This is a genomic window from Lunatibacter salilacus (assembly GCF_009797935.1).
In the GTDB taxonomy this organism is placed as follows: Bacteria; Bacteroidota; Bacteroidia; order Cytophagales; family Cyclobacteriaceae; genus Lunatibacter; species Lunatibacter salilacus.
On sequence record NZ_VOLC01000001.1, the window covers coordinates 135,225 to 161,191 of the forward strand.

22 protein-coding genes are annotated in these 25,967 nt (G+C 42.8%); 8 read left to right on the forward strand and 14 right to left on the reverse strand.

Translation table 11 applies throughout. The annotated features are described in order from the left end of the window. The first annotated feature begins 18 nt into the window (after window positions 1-18). Window positions 19-339 carry a thioredoxin gene (trxA, locus tag FQ608_RS00545; protein WP_158855855.1) on the forward strand — a complete coding sequence of 107 codons (321 nt, stop codon included), beginning with the start codon at window positions 19-21 and terminating at the stop codon, window positions 337-339. A gap of 144 nt (window positions 340-483) precedes the next feature. On the opposite strand, the gene FQ608_RS00550 is transcribed toward trxA, so the two are convergent. From FQ608_RS00550 to cmk, 8 genes are all read right to left on the reverse strand, one after another. Further along, window positions 484-1,086 carry a DUF502 domain-containing protein gene (locus FQ608_RS00550; protein ID WP_158855856.1) on the reverse strand — a complete coding sequence of 201 codons (603 nt, stop codon included), beginning with the start codon at window positions 1,084-1,086 and terminating at the stop codon, window positions 484-486. Between the two features lie 102 nt (window positions 1,087-1,188). Next, entirely contained in the window at window positions 1,189-1,800 is a 612-nt protein-coding gene (nqrE, locus tag FQ608_RS00555) for an NADH:ubiquinone reductase (Na(+)-transporting) subunit E (protein WP_158855857.1), read from the reverse strand. Window positions 1,801-1,812: 12 nt separating this feature from the next. Continuing rightward, on the reverse strand, window positions 1,813-2,499 hold the full coding sequence (locus FQ608_RS00560) for an NADH:ubiquinone reductase (Na(+)-transporting) subunit D (RefSeq protein ID WP_158855858.1): 687 nt from the start codon (window positions 2,497-2,499) through the stop codon (window positions 1,813-1,815). Window positions 2,500-2,529: 30 nt separating this feature from the next. Further along, entirely contained in the window at window positions 2,530-3,294 is a 765-nt protein-coding gene (nqrC, locus tag FQ608_RS00565; RefSeq protein ID WP_158855859.1) for an NADH:ubiquinone reductase (Na(+)-transporting) subunit C, read from the reverse strand. Continuing rightward, window positions 3,281-4,486 (reverse strand): NADH:ubiquinone reductase (Na(+)-transporting) subunit B, encoded by a 1,206-nt coding sequence (locus tag FQ608_RS00570; RefSeq protein WP_158855860.1) that lies wholly within the window; start codon window positions 4,484-4,486, stop codon window positions 3,281-3,283. The genes nqrC and FQ608_RS00570 overlap by 14 nt, the downstream gene beginning before the upstream one ends. 5 nt (window positions 4,487-4,491) lie before the next feature. Further along, window positions 4,492-5,856 carry a Na(+)-translocating NADH-quinone reductase subunit A gene (locus tag FQ608_RS00575; protein WP_158855861.1) on the reverse strand — a complete coding sequence of 455 codons (1,365 nt, stop codon included), beginning with the start codon at window positions 5,854-5,856 and terminating at the stop codon, window positions 4,492-4,494. A 133-nt stretch (window positions 5,857-5,989) separates the two neighbouring features. After that, complete coding sequence (locus tag FQ608_RS00580; protein WP_158855862.1) at window positions 5,990-6,889, reverse strand: 4-hydroxy-3-methylbut-2-enyl diphosphate reductase; 900 nt, start codon at window positions 6,887-6,889, stop codon at window positions 5,990-5,992. Window positions 6,890-6,900: 11 nt separating this feature from the next. Beyond that, a complete protein-coding gene (gene cmk, locus FQ608_RS00585; RefSeq protein ID WP_158855863.1) occupies window positions 6,901-7,578 on the reverse strand; it encodes a (d)CMP kinase in 678 nt (225 codons plus the stop codon). A gap of 149 nt (window positions 7,579-7,727) precedes the next feature. On the opposite strand from cmk, the gene ade reads away from it, so the two are divergent. Continuing rightward, complete coding sequence (gene ade, locus FQ608_RS00590) at window positions 7,728-9,374, forward strand: adenine deaminase (protein ID WP_158855864.1); 1,647 nt, start codon at window positions 7,728-7,730, stop codon at window positions 9,372-9,374. A gap of 25 nt (window positions 9,375-9,399) precedes the next feature. After that, window positions 9,400-10,761, forward strand: coding sequence for a sensor histidine kinase (locus tag FQ608_RS00595; protein WP_158855865.1), 1,362 nt, complete (start codon window positions 9,400-9,402; stop codon window positions 10,759-10,761). Here the strand turns inward: FQ608_RS00595 and FQ608_RS00600 are convergent. The 5 genes from FQ608_RS00600 to FQ608_RS00620 form a co-directional block, all read right to left on the reverse strand. Further along, window positions 10,733-11,713 (reverse strand): YpdA family putative bacillithiol disulfide reductase, encoded by a 981-nt coding sequence (locus FQ608_RS00600; protein ID WP_158855866.1) that lies wholly within the window; start codon window positions 11,711-11,713, stop codon window positions 10,733-10,735. The two genes, FQ608_RS00595 and FQ608_RS00600, sit on opposite strands and share 29 nt — an antisense overlap. Before the next feature lie 39 nt (window positions 11,714-11,752). Beyond that, window positions 11,753-12,514, reverse strand: a complete 762-nt coding sequence (locus tag FQ608_RS00605) for an NRDE family protein (RefSeq protein WP_158855867.1) — start codon at window positions 12,512-12,514, stop codon at window positions 11,753-11,755. A gap of 28 nt (window positions 12,515-12,542) precedes the next feature. Further along, window positions 12,543-13,658 carry an alkene reductase gene (locus FQ608_RS00610; protein ID WP_158855868.1) on the reverse strand — a complete coding sequence of 372 codons (1,116 nt, stop codon included), beginning with the start codon at window positions 13,656-13,658 and terminating at the stop codon, window positions 12,543-12,545. Between the two features lie 356 nt (window positions 13,659-14,014). After that, the gene (locus tag FQ608_RS00615; protein ID WP_158855869.1) at window positions 14,015-17,464 is read right to left on the reverse strand and encodes a ThuA domain-containing protein; all 3,450 of its coding nucleotides are present in this window, start codon (window positions 17,462-17,464) and stop codon (window positions 14,015-14,017) included. 131 nt (window positions 17,465-17,595) lie between these two features. Next, window positions 17,596-18,354, reverse strand: coding sequence for an SDR family NAD(P)-dependent oxidoreductase (locus FQ608_RS00620; RefSeq protein WP_158856315.1), 759 nt, complete (start codon window positions 18,352-18,354; stop codon window positions 17,596-17,598). 399 nt (window positions 18,355-18,753) lie between these two features. Between FQ608_RS00620 and rhaM the strand changes: the two genes are divergently transcribed. The 5 genes from rhaM to FQ608_RS00645 all read left to right on the forward strand — a co-directional run bounded on the left by rhaM (window position 18,754) and on the right by FQ608_RS00645 (window position 24,753). Further along, the gene (rhaM, locus tag FQ608_RS00625) at window positions 18,754-19,068 is read left to right on the forward strand and encodes an L-rhamnose mutarotase (RefSeq protein WP_158855870.1); all 315 of its coding nucleotides are present in this window, start codon (window positions 18,754-18,756) and stop codon (window positions 19,066-19,068) included. 15 nt (window positions 19,069-19,083) lie between these two features. Beyond that, on the forward strand, window positions 19,084-21,894 hold the full coding sequence (locus FQ608_RS00630) for a glycosyl hydrolase (protein WP_158855871.1): 2,811 nt from the start codon (window positions 19,084-19,086) through the stop codon (window positions 21,892-21,894). A gap of 147 nt (window positions 21,895-22,041) precedes the next feature. Beyond that, complete coding sequence (locus tag FQ608_RS00635) at window positions 22,042-23,091, forward strand: GntR family transcriptional regulator (RefSeq protein WP_158855872.1); 1,050 nt, start codon at window positions 22,042-22,044, stop codon at window positions 23,089-23,091. A 49-nt stretch (window positions 23,092-23,140) separates the two neighbouring features. Then, entirely contained in the window at window positions 23,141-24,559 is a 1,419-nt protein-coding gene (locus FQ608_RS00640; protein WP_158855873.1) for a purine-cytosine permease family protein, read from the forward strand. An 11-nt stretch (window positions 24,560-24,570) separates the two neighbouring features. Further along, entirely contained in the window at window positions 24,571-24,753 is a 183-nt protein-coding gene (locus FQ608_RS00645) for a hypothetical protein (protein ID WP_158855874.1), read from the forward strand. A gap of 22 nt (window positions 24,754-24,775) precedes the next feature. On the opposite strand, the gene FQ608_RS00650 is transcribed toward FQ608_RS00645, so the two are convergent. Then, on the reverse strand, window positions 24,776-25,936 hold the full coding sequence (locus FQ608_RS00650) for a hypothetical protein (RefSeq protein WP_199856278.1): 1,161 nt from the start codon (window positions 25,934-25,936) through the stop codon (window positions 24,776-24,778). Between the last annotated feature and the right edge of the window lie 31 nt (window positions 25,937-25,967).

Consider the following 25,967-nt stretch of genomic DNA (forward strand, 5'->3'; position numbering starts at 1 on the left):
CAATTGAAAACTATAAAAATGACAAAAGCAATAGAAATTACAGATTCCAATTTTGAAGATATCCTTCAGTCGGATCAACCTATATTAGTGGATTTTTGGGCTGAGTGGTGTGGGCCTTGTAAAATGATCGGACCAATAGTTGAAGAATTGGCCGGCGAGTACGAAGGTAAAGCGGTAATAGGCAAATTGGACGTGGATTCCAATCCGGAAATTACAAGAAAGTTTGGTGTTAGGAGTATACCTACTCTACTGATATTCAAAGGAGGCGAAATCGTCGACAAGCAAATCGGTGCCGTACCAAAATCGGTTCTGAGTCAAAAAATTGAAGCTCAACTTTAATCAATAAAAAAGCCCTCTCGAAGGGCTTTTTTATTGATTAATTTTTAAATCGGTGAATAGATTCAACATTCCTCCATCGCCCTTAGGTAAAAAAAAGATGGCTCACTCTATGCTTGGATAATTCTATTTTTACACATGCCAACATCAAACTATCGGTGTGCTGTCCAATGATGTACCAGGCATTGCCGTCGGTGTCAATTGAGAAACTCCTCCCGAAACAATAAACTTCATAATTTCTGTACTGTTGACGTTTTCCAACACCCTCACATTCTCTTTGGGTACCAAATAAAGATTGCCGCTGAAATTGTACGAATGGGGAAAATAAACGGAAACCAGATCCAACTCTCCTAAAGGTGCCAAATCATCTTGCGTCATGAAACCCAACCTGGACATATTATCAGATAGTTTGACTACGATAGGAGTATTGAACTTCTTCTTATCCCCCACAAAAGCCGACATCAGGTCTTTGATGCTGGTGTATAGGATATTGACTAAGGGTATTTTAAAGACAACCTTTTCCAACTCTTCAAAAATAGAGCGGGTCAGGAAAATGCTAGTCATATACCCGACTGCTGTGACTATCAAAAACATAAACACTATACCCAAACCAGGTATATCTATCGGAATGATATTATCTAAAAATTGGACAGCAAGCAAAATAATATAAAAAGTAAGGGCAAAGGGTACAACAAAGAGCAAACCTCTTAAAAAGTAACCTAAGATTCTTTTAGATGTGAAGCTGGACATAATAACTAAGTAAAGATGTATTCCTACAGGTCAATAAAAATTGTACCAAAAAAAGGCCCTGCTTTATAAAAAACAGAGCCTTTTGTCATTTTTAACAAAATTTTATAAATCAATGCCCATAAATGACATAAACGCGATGCCCATCAGGCCGGTAATGAGCATAGTGATACCCAATCCTTTCAAGCCGTTCGGCACGTGTGAATACTTCAGTTTTTCGCGAATTGCGGCAAGTGCAACAATGGCTAGAAAAAACCCGGTTCCCGAACCAAAGCCGTATACGGTTGCTTCAGCCAGCGTATAATCCCGCTGAGCCATAAACAATGATCCGCCCAAAATGGCACAGTTCACTGCAATTAGAGGCAAGAATATACCCAAGGCTCCATAAAGGGCTGGAGCAAATTTTTCTATGATCATTTCCACAAGCTGCACCATTGCCGCAATGATGGCGATAAACATGATAAATCTAAGGAAGCTCAAATCGACTGCGGCAAATGTCTCACCTGCAAAAGCAAGTGCCCCTTCTTTCAATACAAATTCATTCAGCACCCAGTTTAGCGGTACGGTGATTGTCAACACGAAAATGACAGCGGCACCCAAACCAAGGGCGGTACTTACTTTTTTAGATACGGCAAGAAAAGAACACATACCCAAAAAGTAGGCAAATACCATATTGTCAATAAAGATTGACCGGATTCCTAAGTTAAATAATTCCATTTTTCTTTCTATTTAGTGTTCAACATAACCTGTTTTGGATCGCTGCACCCAAATAATCAATCCCAGAATGATAAAAGCCCCCACAGGGCTCACCATCAAACCATTTGTTGCAAGGCTAAAATCCTCTCCAAACAGTCCGGAGATGGAATCATAAATAGGTACCCCAAACAAGGATCCTGATCCCAATAACTCTCTAAAGAACGCCACTGCCAAAATTATCCAAGAATATCCCAAACCACTTCCGAAGCCGTCCAAGATCGCATCATATGGCTTATTTCCCATGGCATACGCTTCTAACCTACCCATAACGATACAGTTGGTAATTATCAATCCGACGAACACGGAAAGTTCTTTATACATATCATAGGCAAAGGCTTTGAGCACTTCGTTAACAAGGGTTACCAATGTGGCTACAATCGCCAATTGGACAATGATTCTTACCCTGCTGGGAATCTTATTTCTTAGAACGGAAATGACCAAATTTGCCATTACGATTACGAAGATCACAGAAAGTGCCATAATCATAGTCGGCTGCAGTTGGGTGGTAACTGCCAATGCCGAGCAAATTCCCAATACCTGAATGGTAATTGGGTTGTCATCTACCAAGGGATCAGTAATTAGTTTTTTACGTCTTTTGGACAAAAGGGCTTCGACGTCCTTTTTTTCCTCTACGACTTTTTCAGCTGTTTCTGTACTCATAATTTTATGTCTTGAAACGTTAAACTATCCTTATTTTAAAGCAACTTCGTTACCTTCCTTAATCTTATCCATATAGGACTGGTAATTTTGCAAGTAGTTTCTCAGCATCTTGTTTACACCTACCGCTGTGATTGTAGCTCCTGAAAGACCATCTACCATGTGGTCTTCGCCAGAATAGTCCCTTCCTTCTCCTTTCTGCATATCGACTGAAACCAAATTTCCGCTGTCATCAAAAATTTCCTTCCCAACATACCTATTTTGAATATCCCGTGATGTGATTCTAGCTCCTAACCCGGGGGTCTCGCCAGCGTGGGAAAATGTCACCCCTTCAATTGTATTGACATCGGTCTGCAAGGCTAAGAAACCCCAAATATTATCCCAAAGTCCATTTCCGTAAACTGGAAAGATATAGGAAATTGCGTCGTCCGCATTTCCTTCTTCGTGGAATATAAATACTGGATAAAGCCTATCCGCAGGATCTTTTTTATAATTCTTGCCTACATCCACTGATTCGGCTGTCACGGTTGCTCCATCCTGTTCGGTAACTTCCTCACCGTCGATGTTTACTACCTTGGACGAAATTCTACTTTCATAGAAAGCATCTATCTCGTCAGGCTTCATCGCTGCTATCTCTTCAACAGGCATAACAGCGCCCAAAATTTGCTTTTTGGTATCTAGGGCCTCAGCTTTTTGCTGGATTGGTTTCAAGACCTCCGATGTACCGGAAAGTAATAAACCTAAAACGATTGTTAAGACTACAGAAAATGTAATCACATAAGCATTAGACTGTTGCACGTTGTAACCTCCTTTTCTTATTTGCTTGTACTACATAATAATCAATCAACGGGGCAAAGACGTTCATAAATAGAACGGCTAACATAATGCCCTCCGGGTAAGCCGGGTTGGTTACCCGGATAATAATGGTCAGCACCCCAATAAGCAACCCATAAATCCATTTACCGGATTCGGTTTGAGAAGCAGAAACGGGATCAGTTGCCATGAAAACGATTCCGAATGCTATACCCCCCATCACCAGGTGATAGTGCGAAGGTAAAGCCATATATTCATTTACGGCCAACAGATTCATTACAAGTCCCATAAGATAGGCTCCGCCGAAGGCACTAACCATAATTTTCCAACTAGCCACCCCCGTAAACAGGAGTATAGCTGCTCCTATCAAGCACATGAGCGTCGAGGTTTCACCAATGGAACCGGGAATAAAACCTACAAACATATTCGTAAAACTAAACATTCCCTCCATAATGGATGCATTGTGCTGAGTTAGCTCAGCAACTGCGTTTTGCCCTTCTTGGCCAGCCTGATACGCTACTGCGAGTGCCGTTGCACCTGAAAAACCATCAGCAGCAGCATTGTCTCCCACATAGGTCCAAACGGTATCGCCTGAGAGTTGTGCCGGATAGGCAAAATACAAAAACGCACGGGCAGTCATGGCCACGTTCAGGATATTCATTCCTGTACCTCCAAATACCTCTTTCGCTATTACCACAGCGAAAATCGTTGCAACGGCCACCTGCCATAACGGGGTAGTGGCTGGAACAATCAAGGGAATTAACATCCCGGTAACCAGAAATCCCTCATTAATGGGGTGTTTTCTGATAACAGCAAAAACAGCCTCTACTATTCCCCCCGCAGCATACGCAACCAGAACGATTGGTAATACCAAGATTGCGCCTTGGAGAAATTTATCACCGAAAGTTGCACTGGCATCTTGGATGGCTAAATAGTGCATATTTCCGGTATTGTAAATACCGAACAACAGACAAGGGATCATAGCAATTACAACGGTAATCATCATCCGCTTCAAATCGATCGCATCCTTTATCTGTGCTCCTCTTGGACTAGTGGTATGGTTGGGAGAAAACATAAAGGTTTCTCCTGCTTCATACAGGTAGTACAAGTTTTCTAATTTACCACCCTTCTGAAAAAGCGGCTTCTGCTTGTCTAACAGATCTCGTAAAAACTTCATATGGATTAACTATATTGTATTAGTTCTATACCTTTTCTAACTAATTCTTGTACGGGGTGTTTGGAAACATCCACAAATTCACACAAAGCCAGATCCTCCTCTATAACTTCATAAATACCCAATTCCTCCATATCGTCGTAATCCTCCGCCATAATGGCTTTCATAAGATAAACAGGGAAGATATCCATTGGCGTGACACTTTCAAAAACTCCGGTAGAAACAAATGCTCTAGGTTCTCCCCTATTATTGGTATCAAGAACAAACTCCTTTTTGGGGTAAAGGAAGGATAATAGGCCCAAGGCCTTATGATAGCTTAACTTATCCGAGGTAGGTTTCATCCATCCGAGAAATTCGTAATAGTCCCCTTCTGGTAATAGCGACAGTTGATGGTCATAATAGCTTAAATAACCGTCTAAGTTAATCTTCTGGCCCGTAAGTGGATTGCCGGATATGGCTCTCACATTCGTCGATTTAATGTTTTCCGCTACAAAACTGTCAACACAAGCTCCCAAATAGGTCTGCGTATAGCAGGCTTTCTTTGCTTCGGAGCCTGTGATGGCTACAATTTTAGATGCGTCATACACTCCTTTCAATAAAAGATTGCCTATTTGGACAACTCCATAAGGATTAATTGTCCAAATGATATCCCCCTTTCCGATGGGATCAACGTGATGTATATGCACACCTACGTTTCCAGCTGGATGAGGACCTGAAAATTTATTTATTTCGACTTGCTGTAAATTTGAATAAACGGCAGGAGCTGCCTTGTCCGCAGGCACACCTAGATGTATTTTGCCCTTGGTTAATTTCTTCAATATGTCAATACCCAGTTTAAAAGCTTCCTCCTGCCCTTTTAACAAGACTTCGTAGTCCGGTGCCAGCGGATGGGTGTCAAAACCGGAAATAAAAATAGATTTCGGGGTGTCGTCCGGATTTGCGATGACGCCAAATGGACGCTGAATTAACTGAGGCCATACTCCTGACGCAGCCAGGTGGTCAATTATTTTCTCCCGGCTAGCTGATTGTAACTCGGACGAGGAATATTTCTGGAAGGATTCAAACTCAATAACATCATCGGCAAGGATCTTTATTTCTAGAAGTTTCCTTTTTTCACCCCGTTTAATTTCGACTATTTTTCCGGAAACAGGTGACACGAACTGGACCTTTTCCATTTTTTTATCAAATAACAACGGGGTACCTGCCTTTACAGTATCACCTTCTTTTACAAGAACCTTCGGTCTCTGCATGCCGATGAAATCCGTCGGTTTTATGGCAAAGGTTTTTACGGGCTGGAAATCATGCATTTGCTTTTCTGCTTTGCCAGCCAGACGTATATCAAACCCTTTCTTAAGCTTAACTAGTTTTGACATATTGAATTTTTAAAACTATATGATCTTTGAAAATCGGCTCAAATCTAATAAATTACATCAGTTATTAGAAGATAAATCCGCTATAATTTGTTTTCGTTATTTCTACAATTGGATTAAAACAATCACTTATTTCCTATTCTGCCATAACTAATTCACCCTTTAAGCTACTTATGTAGTCCTTTACCTGCTCCATAAGCCACATCGGAGTGGAAGTTGCTCCGCAAATTCCCACCTTGTCTGCTGACCTAAACCATGCGGAGTTTATTTCCTCCTCACTTTCCACAAAATAGCTTTGCGGGTTAACTTGAAGGCAAACTTGGTACAGTGCTTTTCCGTTGGAACTTTTTTTACCGGACACAAAAATAATCACGTCATTTGCTGCGGAAAAATTGCGTAACTGAGGCTCCCTGTTGGAAACTTGTCTACAAATGGAGTCATTGGCATTGAAATCAATTTCAGACAGCGAAACTTTAGCCTCCTGAATTCGATCACTTATCTTTTCTTTTAGCTCGTAAAAGCCTTTGGTACTTTTTGTAGTTTGACTGAAAAGTGTCACCGGCTTGGTGAAATCAATATGCTCCAGGTCGGAGTCCTCCATGACTACGATGGCCTTCTCAAGGGTTTGACCAGTGAGTCCAATTACCTCCGCATGCCCCTTTTTGCCATAAATTACGATCTGACCGTCCTCCTTTTCCATTTTATCAAAGGCATTCTTAACCCGATGCTGTAATTTTAGAACGACCGGACAGGAAGCATCTATCAGTTCGATGTTGTTTTCAATGGCCAATTTGTAAGTTTCCGGCGGCTCGCCGTGGGCACGGATTAATACTTTACAATCGGTCAGGCATTTGAGTTGTTCCCTGTCGATGACTTCCAACCCTTTCTGGCTAAGGCGCCTCACCTCCATGTCATTATGCACAATGTCTCCCAGACAATAGAGTTTATCACTTCCCTCCATTTCATCTTCAGCCATTTGGATGGCATATTCCACCCCAAAACAATAACCGGAATTTTTATCTATTGTAACTTCCATTCTTTTGTTTTTCAGTTCATCCTGTCTCTTGCCAAATCGAGTATCTGCTCCACCTGATCATCAAAAGTCAGGTGACTGGTATCCATTTCCACCGCATCTGCAGCTTTTAACAGTGGGCTTTCCTTTCTGGTAGAGTCAATATGGTCCCTTTCGTTCAAATTTCGTGCTATATGCTCAAAAGCTGCTGACTTTCCTTTATCAAGCAGCTCCCTACGCCGGCGATCTGCCCGCACGTTCAAGTCCGCATACATAAAGACTTTAAGTTCAGCCCCTGGGAACACCACCGTTCCAATATCCCTTCCATCCATTACTACGCCCCGATTTTCACCAAGATTGCGCTGAATGGCGACTAGTTTCTCACGAACTTCCTTTATTTTACTGACTTCGCTTACCAGTTCACTGACTTCCATGTCACGAATTTCATCCTCCACGTCCCTTCCATTTAAAAAAATCCGCTGTGATCCGCCTTCCTCCAGCGTTCGGAAATCCAGCTGTACGCTTTCTAAGGATTGGCGAATATCCTCACTATTCGTTAACTCCGTGCCGGATTCTAAAAAATGAAGCGTAACAGCTCTATACATAGATCCGGAGTCGATATAAGCATATTTCAACGCTTTGGCAACCGATTTGGCCGTTGTGCTTTTTCCACAACCCGAAAGTCCATCAATAGCTATAATGATTTTTTTCATTAAGGAAAAGTAGCGAGTATCTCTAAGTGATTATTCGGGTGCAAATATAGTAGTTTTAAAACAGTTATGGTAATAATTGCCTTCTTAATAGCTTTTTATTTCCTTTAGGAAATGAAAAGAATATTTTGAAATTCCCGTAGAAAAATCATATGAACGATACTCATTTTAACATTAAAGGTCAATTGGTTGATATCATTCAGAATGATATTTACCCTGTAAGCATCTCAGTCAAAGATGGGTGTATTGCCGCCATAGAACGCACCGCAGATGCTCCTAAGGTATATATCATGCCAGGTTTTATTGATGCCCATGTACATATAGAATCCTCCCTGCTAGTACCTACAGAATTTGCCCGAATGGCTGTGGTACATGGCACAGTTGCTACGGTGTCGGACCCCCATGAAATCGCCAATGTCTGCGGTATGCAAGGGGTAAGGTATATGATCGAAAACGGCAAACAGGTGAATTTTAAATTTTATTTCGGAGCCCCGTCCTGTGTACCGGCCACCACCTTCGAGACAGCAGGGGGAAGTATCGGCCTGAAAGATATTGAGACCCTCCTTCAGGACCCTGAAATCAACTACCTAGCTGAAATGATGAATTGGCCGGGAGTACTGGCTAGCGATCCTCTGGTAGAACAGAAGCTTGCCCTGGCGAAAAAGTACGGCAAACCCATAGACGGCCACGCCCCGGGTCTTCGGGGGGAAAAAGCCGCCCAATATGTCCTATCGGGCATTTCCACAGACCATGAATGTGTGTCCTATACAGAAGCGCTTGAAAAATTGAAACTGGGTATGAAGATCGCTATCAGAGAAGGAAGTGCCGCCAAAAACTTCGATGCGCTCATAGACCTAATGGATGACTATTCGGAAAATTTGATGTTTTGCTCCGATGACAAACATCCCGACAGCCTACTAGAAGGGCATATCAACACGCTGGTAGCAAGAGCTGTGGCAAAGGGGAAAGACATTTTTGATGTTTTGAAGGTTGCCTGCTTAAATCCTATAGAACATTATAGCCTGGAAGTGGGCTCACTTCAACTAAATGATCCTGCGGATTTTATTTTGGTCAAAGATTTAAAGCATTTTGAGGTACTTCAAACCTATATTAATGGAAAATTAGTCGCTTCCAATGGCCAAACCTTGATTTCTTCCGTTAAAAACATTACTATTAATAAATTTTTGATACCCGAGGTTACGTCGGATTCTTTTCAGATTCACGGTAATTCGGGAGAAACACGAATAATTGAAGTCGAAGACGGTCAGTTAGTGACCAAGGAAGGAGAAGCCTTTATGATAGCTGAGGAAGGGAATTTGGTAGCAGACATCGGTAGAGATATCCTGAAAATTGCGGTTATAAATAGATATGAAACCCGCCCGGTGGCTTTAGGCTTCATCAAGAATTTCGGGATAAAAAACGGAGCCATAGCGTCCTCGGTAGCCCATGATTCCCACAATATAATTGTTGTAGGAACTGACGACGAATCGATGAAAACTGCCGCCAACGCCGTTATTGTTTCCAAGGGTGGATTGGCAGCATTTGACGGTACGGATGTCAGGACGTTACCCTTGCCCGTAGCCGGCCTAATGACTACAGGGGACGGGTTTGAAGTAGCGAAATCGTATACAGAATTGGATAAATTTTCCAAAAAAATGGGGGCGACGTTGGCTTCTCCCTACATGTCGTTAAGTTTTATGGCACTTCTGGTGATCCCATCACTGAAAATCAGCGATTTGGGACTGTTCGACGGTGAAAGGTTTGAATTTGTACCTTTACATAAATCAGATGATGTTTAAAACATTCAATTGACAAATTAGTTAAATGAAATACAGGCAGTGGGTATCGAGGAAATGGAAGGCGATTTTCTTCTGGGAAAAATCACCGGTGATGGAGAAGCAAATATTCAATGCTACAATTGTCATAATTGGGCTGTACGTTTTTGTCATGAGTATCCTTACAGTAAGTACAGGACAATATGTGCTTGCCTCCATTTTTTTATCCTGCATTCCATTTTTAATCTATTTATACTATTTACTCAGGTACAAAAATAAATTTATCACCCCATTTATTCTATTTGGACTTGTGGCTTATCCGGTTCTGTCTGCAAATTTTTACTTAAATGATGGCATTCATGGCTCAAGTGCATATGTATTTATTTTAATGAATTTGGTAATGGCTAGTATTGTTCCAGTCAGATGGATTTTTGGCCTGACTTTGGTAAATGTAGTTTACTTTTTAGGCCTGTATTATTTGGGAATTTATCATCCGGAAATTATTCCTACGAGTTACACGAATGAAACCTCTCGATTTTTCGACCACAGTGTTACTTATTTAGGGTCTGTATTGGGGATGACTTTTATTTTGATGACCGTTAGGATATTTTACCAAACACAAAAAAGTAAAACGGAAATAAATAAGAATGAATTGATGATGGTCAACAGAGATCTAACTAAGACCAATTTTCAAAAAGACAAAATTATCGCTATCCTAACCCATGACCTTAAAAACCCGCTGCAATCCATTGTACAAACACTTGAGCTCATCAATGAGACAGACGAATTGACTCAGGAAGAATTGGCTTTTATTCATTCGGAGCTTTTAAAAAACACCCAACGAACCTATGCCATGATGGAAAATATCTTGGAGTGGTCTTCCTTTGAACTTAAAAACCAAAACAGCCGAATCAAAGATGTTGACTTAAAAAGCCTCTTCGGGGATACGTTGGAAATCATGAAAACGATCGCAAATCAAAAGGGAGTCAATCTGCATATTAATTATCTGAGCAATCCAGCTTTAACACTGGAATCAGACCGGCTACTGCTTATCCTACGAAATTTGATTCAAAATGCCATCAAATTCACACAGGTGGGAGGGGAAATAAAGCTAGAAATAGGTCAGGATGAAAATGAAACGCTTATTTCTGTGGAAGACAACGGAATAGGTATGTCCGAAAAACAACTTAAGGACATCTTTCAACTCGAGATAAAACCTACCTACGGGACAGCACTGGAGAAAGGCACTGGAATGGGGCTTCATCTCTGCTATCAAAATGCAATAAAAATCGGAGCGGAGCTAACGGTACAGAGCACCTTGGGAATGGGAAGCAGCTTTATGCTGAGAATTCCGAATGTTGTTGAAGAGCCGGGAAAAATTATCAAGCCGTCAACTCCTTCTTCTTTTTAATATCCTCAATGATCGCGGCGGCATGGGCGATCGTATTTTCTATGAAAAATTCCCTGGTGTTCAGCCCTCCACACACTACTCCCGCCAGATAAAGCCCCGGTATATTTGATTCTTGATTTTCGATGTCAAAGCAAGGACGTTTTCGATCGTCCAGACTGAGTTCAACACCTAACTGGTCAAGTAATGCGAAATTTGGCCTATAGCCTGTCATTGCCAACACGAAATCATTTTCCAATACTACCGGGCCTTCTGGCGTCTGGATCTCTACGCAATCTTCGGCAATCGAGTTTATGCTGGAATCAAAATAAGCTCTGATTGAACCCTCCTTAATACGATTCTCTATATCCGGCAAAACCCAATATTTGACCGTCTGATCAATGGTCGGTTTCATCACCACCATAGTCACTTCCGCACCCTTGCGCCATGTTTCAAGTGCTACATCCACCGCAGAATTACCACCACCGACTACTATTAATTTTTGACCTATATAAGGCCATGGTTCCTTGTAGTAATGGGATACTTTGGGCAAGTCTTCACCCGGCACACCCATGGTGTTTGGCAAGTCATAAAACCCAGTGGCTAGGATCAGCTTTTCTGCCAGATAATTCGCTTTTGACGTCAAAACCTCAAATTCACCCTCAGGCGTTCGTTGCAGCTGTTTAACTTCTTCATATAAATGAATGGCTAATTTATAATGCTTCACAATCCTCCGATAATATTCGAGGGCCTCTGTACGATTTGGCTTATTGGATATGGACATGAAGGGAATACCTGCCATTTCCAATTTTTCCGAAGTGGAAAAAAAGGTCATATTAGACGGATAATTGAAAATGGAATTGGTAAGAACACCCTTTTCTACAATCAAGTAGTTAAGTCCGGCACGCTGTGCTTCAACGCCGCAGGCAAGTCCAATCGGACCTCCTCCAATAATCAGTACATCTAATTTTATCATATGCTATTTCTTTGCTGTCACAATAATAAGCTTTCCAAGTTAGGAAGTTTTGACCAAAAATTGAACGGTATTTACTTCTTGGTCGGATATGAATCTAACTTCCCGTATCTGTACTTCTCCATTATGTTTCCACAAAACAGCAGTAGTGTTTACGGTTCCGTAATAATCATCTAAAGTAATAAATTGAGCCGAAACAGATTTCTCAATCAATGGATTTAACCCCGTATTGGGGAGCTTATCGGTTGGGGCAGTCTTTACAGACTGCAGCAAACCAACCATAGTTTCAGTTTCAGGGATATGGGTCTCATGTAGATAATTTGACAGGTCACTTTTAGCACGTTGAACTTTGGGCCAAGGCGTATTCAAAAGTGCATTACTCAACCCGTGAAACCCATAATCAACTTCCTGTACTTCCTCTTGATAATTGGAAAGAAAAAACATTTTAGTACCATCAGAAACAAGTAGACTGAAGCCGTTATACTCGTTTTTTCTTTGCTGCAGGCATTCTAAATAATCGAATGGAGTCATCTCTCCTTTCAGAAAGTCCACAACCAATTCGCCCCTACTGGAGGTTCGTTCCTTTTCATTGGAGATATCTCTGTAGTTGGTCAATGCCGCAAACCTTCCGTTAGGGTGCATACCCATCCAGGTACCTCCTCCCTTCAAATCCTTACCTGCATAAAAGCCCTCCTCCCACAAATGTAGGGAAGCAGAGGGCCGCTCGAAATATTCGTCTCTATTGGCTATCAATACCATCTTGTAATCAGGATGATTTTGCCAGTTAAATGCAATTAAACACATTGTGTGAATTTATTCGGATTGGCGTTGACTAATTTTTATTTTCCGCTTTTTCTTCAGAAAGTGAAGGGTAGTCGGTATACCCCTTTTCCCCTGGAGTATAGAAGGTATCCTGGTCCCAATCTGCTAACTGGGCATTTTCCTGAAACCTAGTTACCAAATCAGGGTTGGAAATAAATGGCTTTCCGAATGCCACAGCATCCGCCTGGCCTTCAAGTATGTAAGAATTCGCTTTCTCCTGATCAAATCCACTGTTGATAATCAACGTTCCCTGGTACATGGGCCGATATCTCCCTGCTATATCTGTCTCCGCAAAAGGCAAACTGGATACATCTGTGAAAGGCTCGGAAAGGTGAAGATAGGCCAGGTCATAGGAGTTCAAGCGATCTATGATGTAATCAAAGGTTGGAATAGTCTCTTCGTCCATGGTCATTCCAAAAACACCATGCAGCGATGGGTTGAGCCTTACTCCGATCCGGTTTTCTGGAACATATGTCTTAATGGCTTCAATTACCTCAAAAAGAATTTTGGCCCGGTTTTCTATACTTCCACCATATTCATCGCCCCTGACGTTAGACGTTCGATTGAAGAATTGATGCAAAAGATAGCCATTTGATGAATGTATTTCCACCCCGTCAAATCCTGCTTCCATGGCATTCTTGCCTGCCTGCTTAAAATCTTCTATCGTCTGTTTAATCTCCTCAAGAGACATTTCCTTTGGAGTCACTGTTTCCTTAAAACCCTTTGGAGTAAAGGATTTGGCCTGTGGATTGATCGCAGAGGGAGCAAGTGGAAGCTCCCCGTTATGGAAGTCCGGGTGAGAAATCCTTCCCACATGCCACAATTGGATAAATATTTTGCCCCCTATTTCATGGACCGCTTGGGTAACCTCTTTCCATGCTTCTACTTGTTCACTTGAATAAATTCCCGGAGTGTTAATATATCCTACAGCTCTTTTGGAAATTTGTGCACCTTCGGTAATGATCAGTCCAGCGGAAGCACGCTGGGTGTAGTAGGTTACGTGGATTTCTGTTGGTTTATTTTCGGGATTTGAAGCCCTTGATCGGGTCATGGGAGCCATGATCACACGGTTGCTTAATTTTATGGCGCCCAAATTTAGGGGTTCTAAAACAGGTTGAATTTGCATGTTGGTTTAATTTTTTTACTTATGATCAAACTAATCGGCCTATACATAAGTTCAAATTCAACCCGGATTATGTATTAGGGTTCGTTGCAGCCTGTCCCGACCAAGTCGGGAAGGGCTTAAAACGCAATAAAATCAGTCACTTTGGAGAGTCAACCACCCCTAAGGGGAACTCGAAAAGTGAAGCGTAGCGGCTGATTTTAAAGCGTTTTAGGTCTGCAGCAGAAATTCAAATGCATATTCCGGGTTCAATTATCATTTCCTTTTGTCGAATAAAAAATCAAAGCATAAAATAGCCCCTTAAAAACCTATCCGGATCTCAAAGGGCTATTCATTAACAAATGAAATTTGACTGAAAATTACATGGATTTTACTTCCATGGAAATCAGTGCCAGATTTACAGACTCTTCATCATTTAGTGGTTTGGTCACCAAATAGAGATCCTGAATAGTATCACCTGCTGATGAATCTACAGGAATCACAATTTCACCATTATACCTGTTCGAAGCACCTGCCTTCATTTCATTAGGCCTTACCACTACCCGTCCCACCAACGCACCTTCAGGTTTGCCTTGGCGAAGTTCAAATTGATAACCAAAGTCAAATGGCTTTTGAGAGGATAGGCCGATATTCACTCCCGAGATGCCTGATAAATCGATATATTGGAAACTGGCGCTGGCCGATTGATCAGCAGGAGCCAGCAAAATCGTCCTGCCTTCTACGGCTAACTTCGATATACCCTGAAGACTTGCTTCCGAAAGGTCGAAGAGACTGTTACGTAGGTAGACAGTATTGCCTCCCGTCAGCGGTTTGATATTATCTCCTCCCCTGTCTGTAAAGGTAGCTGAGATCTGCAAAACCCCATTAGGAGATACTGCTTTCCCCAAAGTTGGCTCTACTATGCCTGCTGGAGGGAGAGAAGGTAGCGTACCGGAATCATCTCCCAAGGAAATAATCCAAGCGATGATTTTTTTGGCATCGCCTTCTTTTACAGCAGGATTGGCCGGCATCATCGTTTCACCCCAGACCCCAGAACCACCCTTGATGATTTTATTTGTCAAATGGGTTACGGCTGAGGAATTGTTCCTGTATTTTTTAGCTACATCGACATAAGAGGGACCTACAGAAGGCTCGTCCACTTTGTGGCAGGTTTTGCAGGTTAGGGATTCCATGATACTCTTTCCAGTCATGGCGTCTGACATTACTTGATGCCCCAGGGCAGCCTCCGCCCGGTCAAATCCTTCGATGTAATCCGCCATCACAAATAGACTGCTTAAATCCAAACCCGCACTGGGATCATCCGGGTCTGTTACTATCACCTCATAGGACACGGGTTGGTTGGGGAAGTAAAAACTTTGGTTGCCTTTCACCTGTATGTGCACAAGGGGGGCTACATTCCCCGCATAGACCTCCAGTGGCATGGCATTGGTGGTGAGCTTCTCCGTATCACTCACCCGCAACTGTATGGTGTATTCACCTACTTGATCATATGTATAAGCAAGATTGGGTTCTTCGGTCTCCACAACCTCTCCATTCCCCATATCCCAGTGATAGGTCAATGGGTCCTTCTCAGGATCCCTTGCTTCCGCTGTCAGGTTAACGGTAAATGGTAAGGCTCCAGAAGTCTGATCTACCTTGGCTACCAAGACCACCGGCGCACGGTTTCCCGGGTTGAAATCAATTCGTGAAAGGGCTGCATCCGGGTTTCTTGAGAACCAACCGTTACCATATTCCAAGTAATATAGCTTTCCGTCCGGCCCCAATTCCATATCTATCAGCGCATTATTTTTCACGCTCGGCATAAAAGGCTCCATTTTTTCGTAATCACCGTTTTCATCCATGGTGACTACCTTGACCCAGCCCCTGATCCATTCGTATATAAACAATTTGCCATCGTAATAATCAGGCAAACCTCCTCCATCGGGATACATATCTGAATAGTACACCGGACCGGCCATGGCATTTCGCCCGCCGGTTCCCACTTGGGGAAATTCAGGGGATTCCACATACGGATACCAAATAAAGGCCGGCTGCGCGGGTGGTAATTCCTTTAAACCTGTATTGTTTCTGGAAAGATTCACCGGTTTTGTCGGATCGAAGGTAATTCCGGGTTTGCCTGTGTTAAAATCGAAGGCCGTGTACGCATAATTGTCTCCCACAAAGAAGGGCCAGCCAAAGTTCCCTGCAGTTTTTGCCTGATTGACTTCATCGTATCCCATTGGTCCCCTTACACCCAAACTGTCGTTTCGGGCATCAGGGCCAACTTCTCCCCAATAAAGGTAACCGGTCTTTTGCTCAACACTTATCCTGTATGGGTTTCGGTTACCCTGAACATAAATCTCCGGAAGGGTGCCTTCCGTGCCTACGGGGTAAAGATTTCCGTCCGGTATATCGTAGCTGCCGTCTTCATTGACCCTAATTCGCAGGATTTTTCCTCTTAAGTCGTTAGTATTTCCCGAAGATCTCGCGGCATCGTATTGCTCAAAACCTGAACGATCATCTATCGGCGCATAGCCCCGCAGTATATGCGGTGAGTTTGCCTGGTTGAATGGCGTAGAATTGTCCCCTGCTGACACATAAAGTAATCCGTCCTTGTCAAAAGCTATGGAACCTCCAGTATGACAGCAGATATCCCGCTGGGAATAAAATTCCAAAATCATCTGCTCGGAACCCATATTAATCTTGTCGTTTTCGAATTTGAAACGGGATAATCTGTTTACCCATTTATCCACCGGGCTGTAGAAGGCATACACCCAATTGTTTTCCGCAAAATTCGGATCCGCTTTTAATCCCAAAAGCCCCTCCTCCGCATTGACGCGGGGAGTTTCTGTTTTCCAATACACATCCAGCAGCCCTGCCTGGGTGACTGTTGAGTCGCCGTTTTTATACAGCATTATCTCACCTCTTCGTTGGGCAATCAATATATCCAGATTGGGTAGGATGGTGAATTCGGTGGGCTCATTAAACTCACCCATCACCAATATTTTTTTTTCGAACCTATCTTCTTCCGGAACCCGCTTACTAATAGCCTTTGAATAGTTAAGTTTTTTGTTTTTGCCAATTGCATAATTAATGCCTTCCAAGACATGTCTCAAAAATAGTTCTTCTTCAAAGGACTCCCTGGTATGACCCCCGCCAGTATAAAAGGCACGTCCCCCATCATACTCATGGTACCAGGCCATCGGATGGTAGCCCGTATTCGCTCCCCCCTGATAACTGTCCTCATCAATGGTCATCAGTACATTTACCGCTTCATTGAAGTTTTTATAGGTATACCACTCATCCTTTCGTCCCCACTTTTCTGGCAAAAAGGATGTAGTAGGGTGCTTTCTATCTATCACATCCAAAACCCCGTCTTGTACATTTGGATGCGGATCGTTAATACCGGGATGGTCCAAAAAGTTGCCGCCCACCAATTTGGCATACCAAGGCCAATCATATTCGGTGTCGGCAGCGGCATGTATACCGACATAACCTCCCCCAGCTTGGATATATCTTTCAAATTCTGCCTGCTGATAATGATCCAATACATCTCCGGTAGTACTTAAAAATATAACAGCACTGTATTCCTTTAAAACCTCTTCGGTGAAAAAATCCGAGTTCTTGGTGGTATCCACATCGAACCCGTTTTCCACTCCCAATTTTTGGAGGGCTGCCAACCCATCAGGTATGGACTCATGGTAATATCCGGCAGTTTTACTAAATACCAGTATTTTTGGCTTGCCAGATCTTGTGGAGCATGCAGACACCACAAGTATTCCCAGTATCAAGGTCATAAGGACCTTGAACTGACTTTTCAATGCATTCATAGGTTTTGATTTTTGGTGCAATATAGGTTTAATGTTTTGTTAAGTCCTGTCAGCCATCAGTTTTGTACGAAACGGTATGTTAAATTACCTTATTTTCTTGATTAACTGGGCTGGAAACTATATGTGTAATTTTAATAGGTCGCTCTCCCACCTGACAGATCAAAAATAAACCCGGTATTAAAACTAGCTTCCTTTGACGCAATCCAACAGGCGAGTGAAGCAGTTTCTTCTACGGTCCCAAAGCGTTGCATGGGTATTTTGGAAGCCATGTATGCAAGCTGCTCCGGGCCTGTATCTGCATTCATTGGGGATTGGATTACGGCCGGGGCTATGCCGTTGACGGTGATTCCTTGGTCTGCGTATTCCTTCCCAAGACCTTTTACCAATCCGATCACGCCGGCTTTGGTGGCAGAATAGCCAATCATGTTTGGATTCCCTTCCTTCCCTGCTATGGATGCGATCATCACTATTCTTCCGTATTTGTTGTGCTCCATATATGGAATCACGTACTTGCAGGTCAAAAATGATCCTCTAAGATTTACCTTATATATTGCATCAAATGCTTCGGTTGTATATTCCGTAATCTTAGTTTGGGTGGGGCCTACAATACCCGCTGAGTTGATTAGAATATCTATTTTTCCAAACTTGTTCGCAATTTCGGAAAAACCATCCCTTACCTGGTTTTCATCAGATATATCAACCCGCTTGGTCATCACGGGGTATCCTTTTTCGGCAAATTCCTTTTTGCGAATTTCCATCAGGTCTTCCTTCAAATCCCAAAGGGCTACACTTCCCCCTTCTGCTGCAATTCGTTCGGCAATTGCCCGGCCGATACCGTCTGCCGCTCCAGTTACTACGGCTACCTGATTCTCAAATCTTCCTTGGGTCATTTTGGTAATTGTAAAGTTTGCCGCTAATCTACTACATGCCTTTAACTTATTCATAACCGACTATCCGATTTTCAATAATCGACGCTGTTTTTTCTGCTTTTTATTAATACCAGAATGCGCAACCCTTTCAGTTTTTCTGGATAATCCGCTATTTGTTCAAATTAAACAGATGAAACTTGGAAGGTTTATCTTCATAAGGACTACCCGGTTACGGAAAAAGTCTATGGATTTTTTGGAATATTAATTGCGAAAACAGTAGGACAACATTGTAGCGGAAAATGCGCGTGTGGCAAGCAAAACTGAAATCATGCAAGTGCAGGATAGTTTATAAAAAATTTATTTGTTAATTTAACCTTTCTTAATTCATTTCGAATCTTAAAACCCAAATTCTCTCCCACTATGACGCAAGTAGCCTTTTCCATGAAGTTATACCCGGGATTTGCTTTGGAATATGAAAAACGGCACGAAGAAATTTGGCCGGAACTCGTCAGGCTGCTTAAAGAAGCTAAAATTACGGATTACCATATATTTTTAGACAGTGAATCCAACACCCTCTTTGCCTTTCAACAGGTAGATAGAACCGGCTCCTCCCAAGATTTGGGAAGTACGGATATTGTCAAAAAATGGTGGGCATATATGGCTGACATTATGGAAACCAATGCGGATCATTCACCCGTAACCACGCCGCTAAAAAAGGTATTCTCGTTGAAATAAGCTGATTTTTGACATATGAATAGAACAATTACCCAAGACATCCCATTCCTTTTTGTATTTACGGCACTGCTGATCGGCCTTAATCTATTCGGTTGCCATTCTGACGCCCAAGTAGATGATGATTTTCCTGCGGGAGAATGGCCGGAAATTACTTCTACGGCCAAACCTTGGTCCCGCTGGTGGTGGATGGGCAACGCTGTGGATAAACAAAATCTGAGCATTCTGCTTAAAGAATACCATGAAGCTGGAATCGGCGGACTCGAAATCGCACCCATTTACGGAGCCAAAGGTTATGAAGATCGCTTTATAGAATTCCTATCTCCCGAATGGCTGGAAATGCTTCATTATACAGTTGGGGTAGCCGATAGTCTCGAAATGGGCATTGACCTTACCCAAGGCACGGGTTGGCCATTTGGAGGGCCCATGGTAACACCCGAAATGGCAGCGACCCGCATGATGGTGCAACAGCATTCCTGGAGAGATGGCGAGCTTGACCAACCTATCCAACTTCAGGATGAGCGGGCCAAACGATTTGCTTACAAATTGGAATCACTAATGGCTTTTTCTGAACACGGAGAGGCGTTGGAAGTCACGGATAAGGTTAGTCTAGATGGTTCTCTAAACTGGGAGCAAATTGGAAATTGGAGCCTCTGGGCCATCTTCAGGTCCCAGACTGGACAGCTGGTCAAAAGGGCCGCACCCGGAGGCCAAGGCTTTACCTTGGATCATTACTCGGCGGAAGCAGTCAGATCTTACCTATCTCATTTTGACCAATCGTTTGTTGACCAATTCCCCGGGATACGAGCTTTCTATAATGACAGCTTTGAAGTTTATGGAGCTGATTTTACAGCTGGTTTTTTCGAATTTTTTGAGAAAAAACGGGGGTACGATCTAAAACGTCACCTTCCGGAATTATTAACCAAAGAACCTAATCAAACAAGTGCAAGGCTGAAATCCGATTACAGAGAAACCATCCACGAGATGCTGTTGGAAAACTTTACCCAACAATGGACCAATTGGGCACATGAGCATGGTAGGAAGACCAAAAATCAGGCCCACGGATCTCCTGGAAATCTGTTGGATTTATATGCTACGGTAGATATCCCCGAAGCAGAAACTTTTGGTTCCAGTCATTTTCCAATACCAGGCTTACGTAGAGACAGTGCGGATATCCGCAATGTAGACCCAGACCCGATTATGTTGAAGTTTGCTTCATCGGCAGCCCACCTTACCGGAAAAAAACTGGTTTCTACCGAAACCTTCACCTGGTTGGGGGAACATTTCAAGTCTTCTTTTTCACAGGCAAAGCCTGAATTGGAGCAAGCCTTTTTGGCGGGTATCAATCACATGTTTTACCACGGCATTACCTATTCCCCACAGGATGTTGAATTTCCAGGCTGGTTGTTTTATGCGTCGCTAAATCTTACCACCCACAACAGTCTATGGTCTCACTTTCGGGGATTCAATGATTTTGTAGCCCGCAGCCAAGCAGTACTTCAATCTGGAAATCCCTCTCAGGAACTGCTTATGTATTGGCCCATTTACGATGTGTGGGCAGACCCCAAGGGACTCTCCAGGATGATTACCGTTCACAATATCGACGAGTGGCTCCAACCAACCCCCTTTTATAAAGAGTCAGCTATGCTGATGGAGAAAGGGTATGCTATCGACTTTGTTTCGGATGCGTTGTTGGACCAATTGAGGATACAAGACAATTCCATACTATCTGGAGGGAACAAGGCCAAAGCAATCCTCATACCCTCTTCGGAACACATGCCTTTGGAAACCCTTCAAAGATTACTTGAGTTGGTCCGTCAGGGAGCAACAGTTATATTTCAGGAAGTGCCAAAGCAAGTCCCGGGATTTCTTGATGTGGAAGTGCGGCTTCGGCAACTTGAATCAATGTGGGATAACATTGATTTCGATTTACACACCAATGGAATCCAATCTGCGCGCTTGGGTGAAGGAAAAATCATTCTCACTAAAAATTTTGAGAATGGGTTGGAATCCGTGGGGATATACCGGGAATCCCTGACCGACACAGGTTTGAAATTTATCCGACGGGAATCGGATCAAGGAACGTATTATTATCTGGTAAACCATACGGCAAAGAAAATTGATCAATGGATTCCTTTACGGCATAAGGGAAAATCAGCCATATTACTGGATCCACAACAGGGATCAATAGGAATGGCCGAAAGCAAAACTGAAAAAGAAGCATGGAACGTACGTGTGCAGATTCCCTCCGGAGAATCATTAATCGTTCAGGTGTTAGCTAATTCGGCTGACAATGTCACTGCCTGGCCTTACATAAATAGTCAGGAGGAAATATTGGCTCTTGATGGTCCATGGAAATTAAGTTTCGGTGCTGGGGGACCCGATAAACCCGAAGATCAAACGCTGGAAAGATTGATGCCCTGGACCGAATTGGAGGATAAACGCACCCAATCCTTTTCTGGGATAGGCACCTATGAGAGCAATTTTACCATTGAAAAAAATCCCGCCGAAGTATATATACTAAACTTGGGTACGGTTCACGAAAGTGCAAAAGTATGGATTAATGGCAGTGAATCCGGCCATGTCTTTGGTCTCCATTTTAAGCTTAACATTACCGAGTGGATACATTCAGGCGAAAACACTGTTCGTATTGAAGTGGCCAATCTCATGGCCAACCGTATCCGGGACATGGACAGAAAAGGGTTGGTCTGGAGAAATTACCACGAGATAAACTTTGTAAATATTGACTATAAACCGTTCGATGCCTCCAACTGGGAGATAATGCCCTCCGGGTTAGCAGGACCGACAAGCATTGATATTTACCGTTAATGTAACTTTGGCGGCAAGGTGTCAAATATCGTAGTTATTTGACGCTCCTAAAAGATCCTTCCTTGAATATTCGGATTTACCAACATTACTTGATATTTTAGAACAATCACTGTATACCCAAACGGCAATTCCCTAAATAACCTGATTATGTTAGCAGCTAAAACACTAATCCGCCTGGATGAAAATTCCAGAATCCCAAAATATCAGCAGATTGTCAATTCGATCATTGAGGATATCGAAGGACAACTTCTGAATGTCGGGGACAAAATCCCATCCATCAATGAAATTAGTGAAGAGTACTACCTCTCACGGGATACTGTTGAAAAAGCCTATAATCAACTGAAAGAAAAGAAAATCATAGTATCTGTAAAGGGTAAGGGGTTTTATGTAGCAAGAAACGTTTCACACTCTCAGGTGTCCGTTCTGTTTCTGATAAATAAACTGAGCAATTATAAGCTTAAGATATACAATTCTTTTGTCAACAGCATGGGCTCTTCCACCTATGTGGACTTACAAATCTACCATTGCGACCCCAAACTTCTGTTGAATATTTTGGAGGAGAACATGGGTGCATACGACCATTATGTGATCATGCCCCACTTTAAAGATGAAAGCAAAAACCATTATAACCTCGATCAACAGGTAATCAGTACCCTTAAAAAAATCCCTTCGGACAAACTGCTTATTTTAGACAATTATTTGCCTGATTTAAGCGACAGATTTGCTTCTGTATATCAGGATTTCAAACACGATATATACAATGCCCTTTGTGAGGGGATCTTTGAGTTGCAGCACTATGACAAACTGATGCTGGTCTATCCTAAAGAGACGGTTTACCCCTATCCTAAGGAGATTCTCGATGGCTTCAAAAAGTTTTGTACAGACTTTGAGTTTGACAATGAAGTTCTAGAGACCATCTATACGGACATGGAACTTCGTCCCCAGGATGCCTACATTCTGATAGAGGAAAATGACCTGGTCAATTTGGTCAAGCAGGTCAGGGAACAGGGCTATACGATGGGGAAAGATATTGGCATCGTGTCATATAATGACACCCCACTTAAAGAACTTCTCGGAATTACTGTAATTTCGACCGATTTTAAACTGATGGGAGAAACCGCAGCTTACATGATCCGAAAACACAAAAAAGAGTGTGTCAAAAATATCTTCAATTTTATCAATAGAGGCTCGCTATAGCCTTTACAAACTATCTTTATTTCCCAAACCTTAAAACGACGAGACATACATGTGGAATAAAAAAGCTTTGGTGCAAAAGCTGGAGGCAGTCAATGAGTATGAACAAGAGCCAATCCCAACCAATAAATTAAAAGGTTGGAAAAGTTTTTTGGGTATATATGCAGGGGAACACACTGCCGGAACGGAATTCGTAATCGGCCCCTTATTTGTCACCCACGGGGCAAGTGCGGTGGATTTAGTCTCCGGACTGATTGTCGGAAATATTTTGGCGATCCTTTGTTGGGCTTTTTATACGGGTAAAATCGCCGTCAAAACCCGAATTACCCTCTACTACCAGTTGGAAAAAATCGCTGGACACCAATTTACCACTATTTACAATTTGGTAAATGCCGGTTTGTTTTGTTTTCTGGCGGGTGCAATGATAGCTGTATCTGCCACCGCCGTGGGTATCCCGTTTGATTTGGCTATGCCGCAACTTACCGATATTTATCCCAATAGCATAGGCTGGATTATCACTGTCTTTGTCATTGGAGCCATTACGACTGTGGTGGCCATGTTTGGTTTTGATCAAGTTTCCAAGTTTGCCAATGTTGCCGCTCCATGGATGATTATGGTCTTTATTGCGGCCGCTATTGCTTCCCTACCCCGGCTGGGAGTAACGCAGGTAAGCGAATTTTGGCCCGTGGCGCAAGAGGTGATCTGGACTGGAATTCCTTTAGAGGGCCAAAGTAAATTTACATTTTGGCATGTTATGTTTTTTGCCTGGTTTTGCAATATGGCCATGCATATCGGATTGGCGGATATGTCCATCCTCCGCTATGCCAAAAAATGGACCTATGGGTTCTCCTCCGCAACAGGTGTGTTTTTGGGTCATTTCATAGCATGGATAGCATCAGGAATTCTTTATTCCTTATTTTTAATAGAGTCCCAAAATAGCCTAACCTTCGCCCCAGGACCTATTGCCTACAGTGCTGTGGGCATTGCGGGAGCCGTTTGCGTGATAATTGCAGGATGGACCACAGCAAACCCTACCCTTTACCGGGCAGGTCTTGCCATACAATCCATCAATCCCAAGTGGAAAACTTGGAAAGTCACGCTTTTTGTTGGATTCATCACGACTATCGCTGCCTGCTTCCCTGCTTTGGTAATGATGCTGCTGGAATTCGTGGCACTATATGGGCTTATTTTAATGCCTTTAGGAGCGGTTATCTTTATTGATATTTATGTATTGGAAAAAATCGGCTTGCGGTCTAACTATGCCTTGGTATCTAAATCAAAAATGAACTGGTCTGCGGCATTGACCTGGGGAATCACCCTAGTATTTTGCCTTGCGCTAAATATCTATGGAGGAATTGAAGTGTTCTTTCTTGGATTACCCGGGTGGTTTGTCGCCGTATTGGTCTACATCGTAGCCAGTAAAATCAACCAAAAACGCCCCATTGTAAAATCCCCACAACCTGTAGCCTAAAAAACATACTTATGAAAACACTCGTAAAGATAATTTCCTTTATTGGCTTGGGGTTATCAATTATTCCAGCCATTCTGGTATTTCAGCAAAGCATTACACCGGATACTTGCAAAGTGCTAATGACCATCGGGACTATCATGTGGTTTACAACAGCCCCTTCTTGGATGAACAAGACCGAGGAGGAAAGGGGGTAAACTCCACTTTCATGTTCGAGGATTATGGAATGACTCCAAACTCCCTGAGTTCATTGTCAATTCTGGTATTCCAGCGTGTCTGAGCAGCGCTATTCATGCCATGGGCCGTCTCCCTGTCGTATTCTTCCTGAAGACGATTCATTTCCCGATATGCTTCCAGAAATTCAAAAGACACCACCCGGTCAAAATTATGCGGCAATAAGGTCATATTTGATAACTTTGATTTGAGCCTTTCTGTGATAAGCTGCGCAATGTCAAAGTGTCGCTGTTCATGATTGAGGCCATACGTATTGTTAACCCCTTTGACCCAAGAGGAGTTTTTTAACATATAGGTCTTGAAAACTAGATCGATTTCCACTTCTCCATCAACCAACCTACTGTCTCCTTCATATGCGATGCTCGCGAAAATAGAGGCCGCATAATTACCCATTCTGGGCCTTCCTGTGAAATCTGCCCAAGTTAGGGGACGTTTTGGATCATAAAAAACCGTGTCATCTTTAAAATCTACCCGATAATCGGACATATTCACCCTTACGGAATGTGCCAATTTTTCATTTTTACCCGCTTCTTTTTCCATCCAGTCGTGAAAATATTTAAGGGCATTGCTAAGCGATTTTCTGAAAATGGGCTCTATGACCGAAATTTGACGAACAGTTCGTTTGTAGGACATTCCACCCTGAAAATCCAATAAATGCACCAAATCATCCCCCCTTTCCAAATGAAAGCCAAAATCCAAATAGACCTCACCTTCTATCACCCCCCTGCTGCTGTCCACCAGCTTTTCAACGATTTTACAATCCTTAATTTTGATGACAACCGGCCGCAAGCTTAGGTTTTGGGAAAGACTTCCGGTCACGAATGCTTCAATGGCAGGCAACATACCACCTTTGAGATCTACCAATTCCAAGTTGGAACCCCTATCGCTGGATATCGGGACAAGGAAGGCAACGGGGGATCGGTCGGATCGGACATCCATTACATTATGAAAGTAAAACTCGTTTGGAGTAAAGGGCAGTGGAATTGTTCTCAGCGCAATTGGTTCTATGGAGGAAGCCAGGGGACTTTGGGCAGAACTAAAAAATGGACAGCATAGGACTATCAAGACTCCAACATAGCGGGAGCAATGAGCCAATAACTCCATTGTGGAAATAGGCAGGTAAGATTCGAGCTTTTCTGCTTTCAAGAGAACCGGGGTTGATACGGGTATTTCCAAT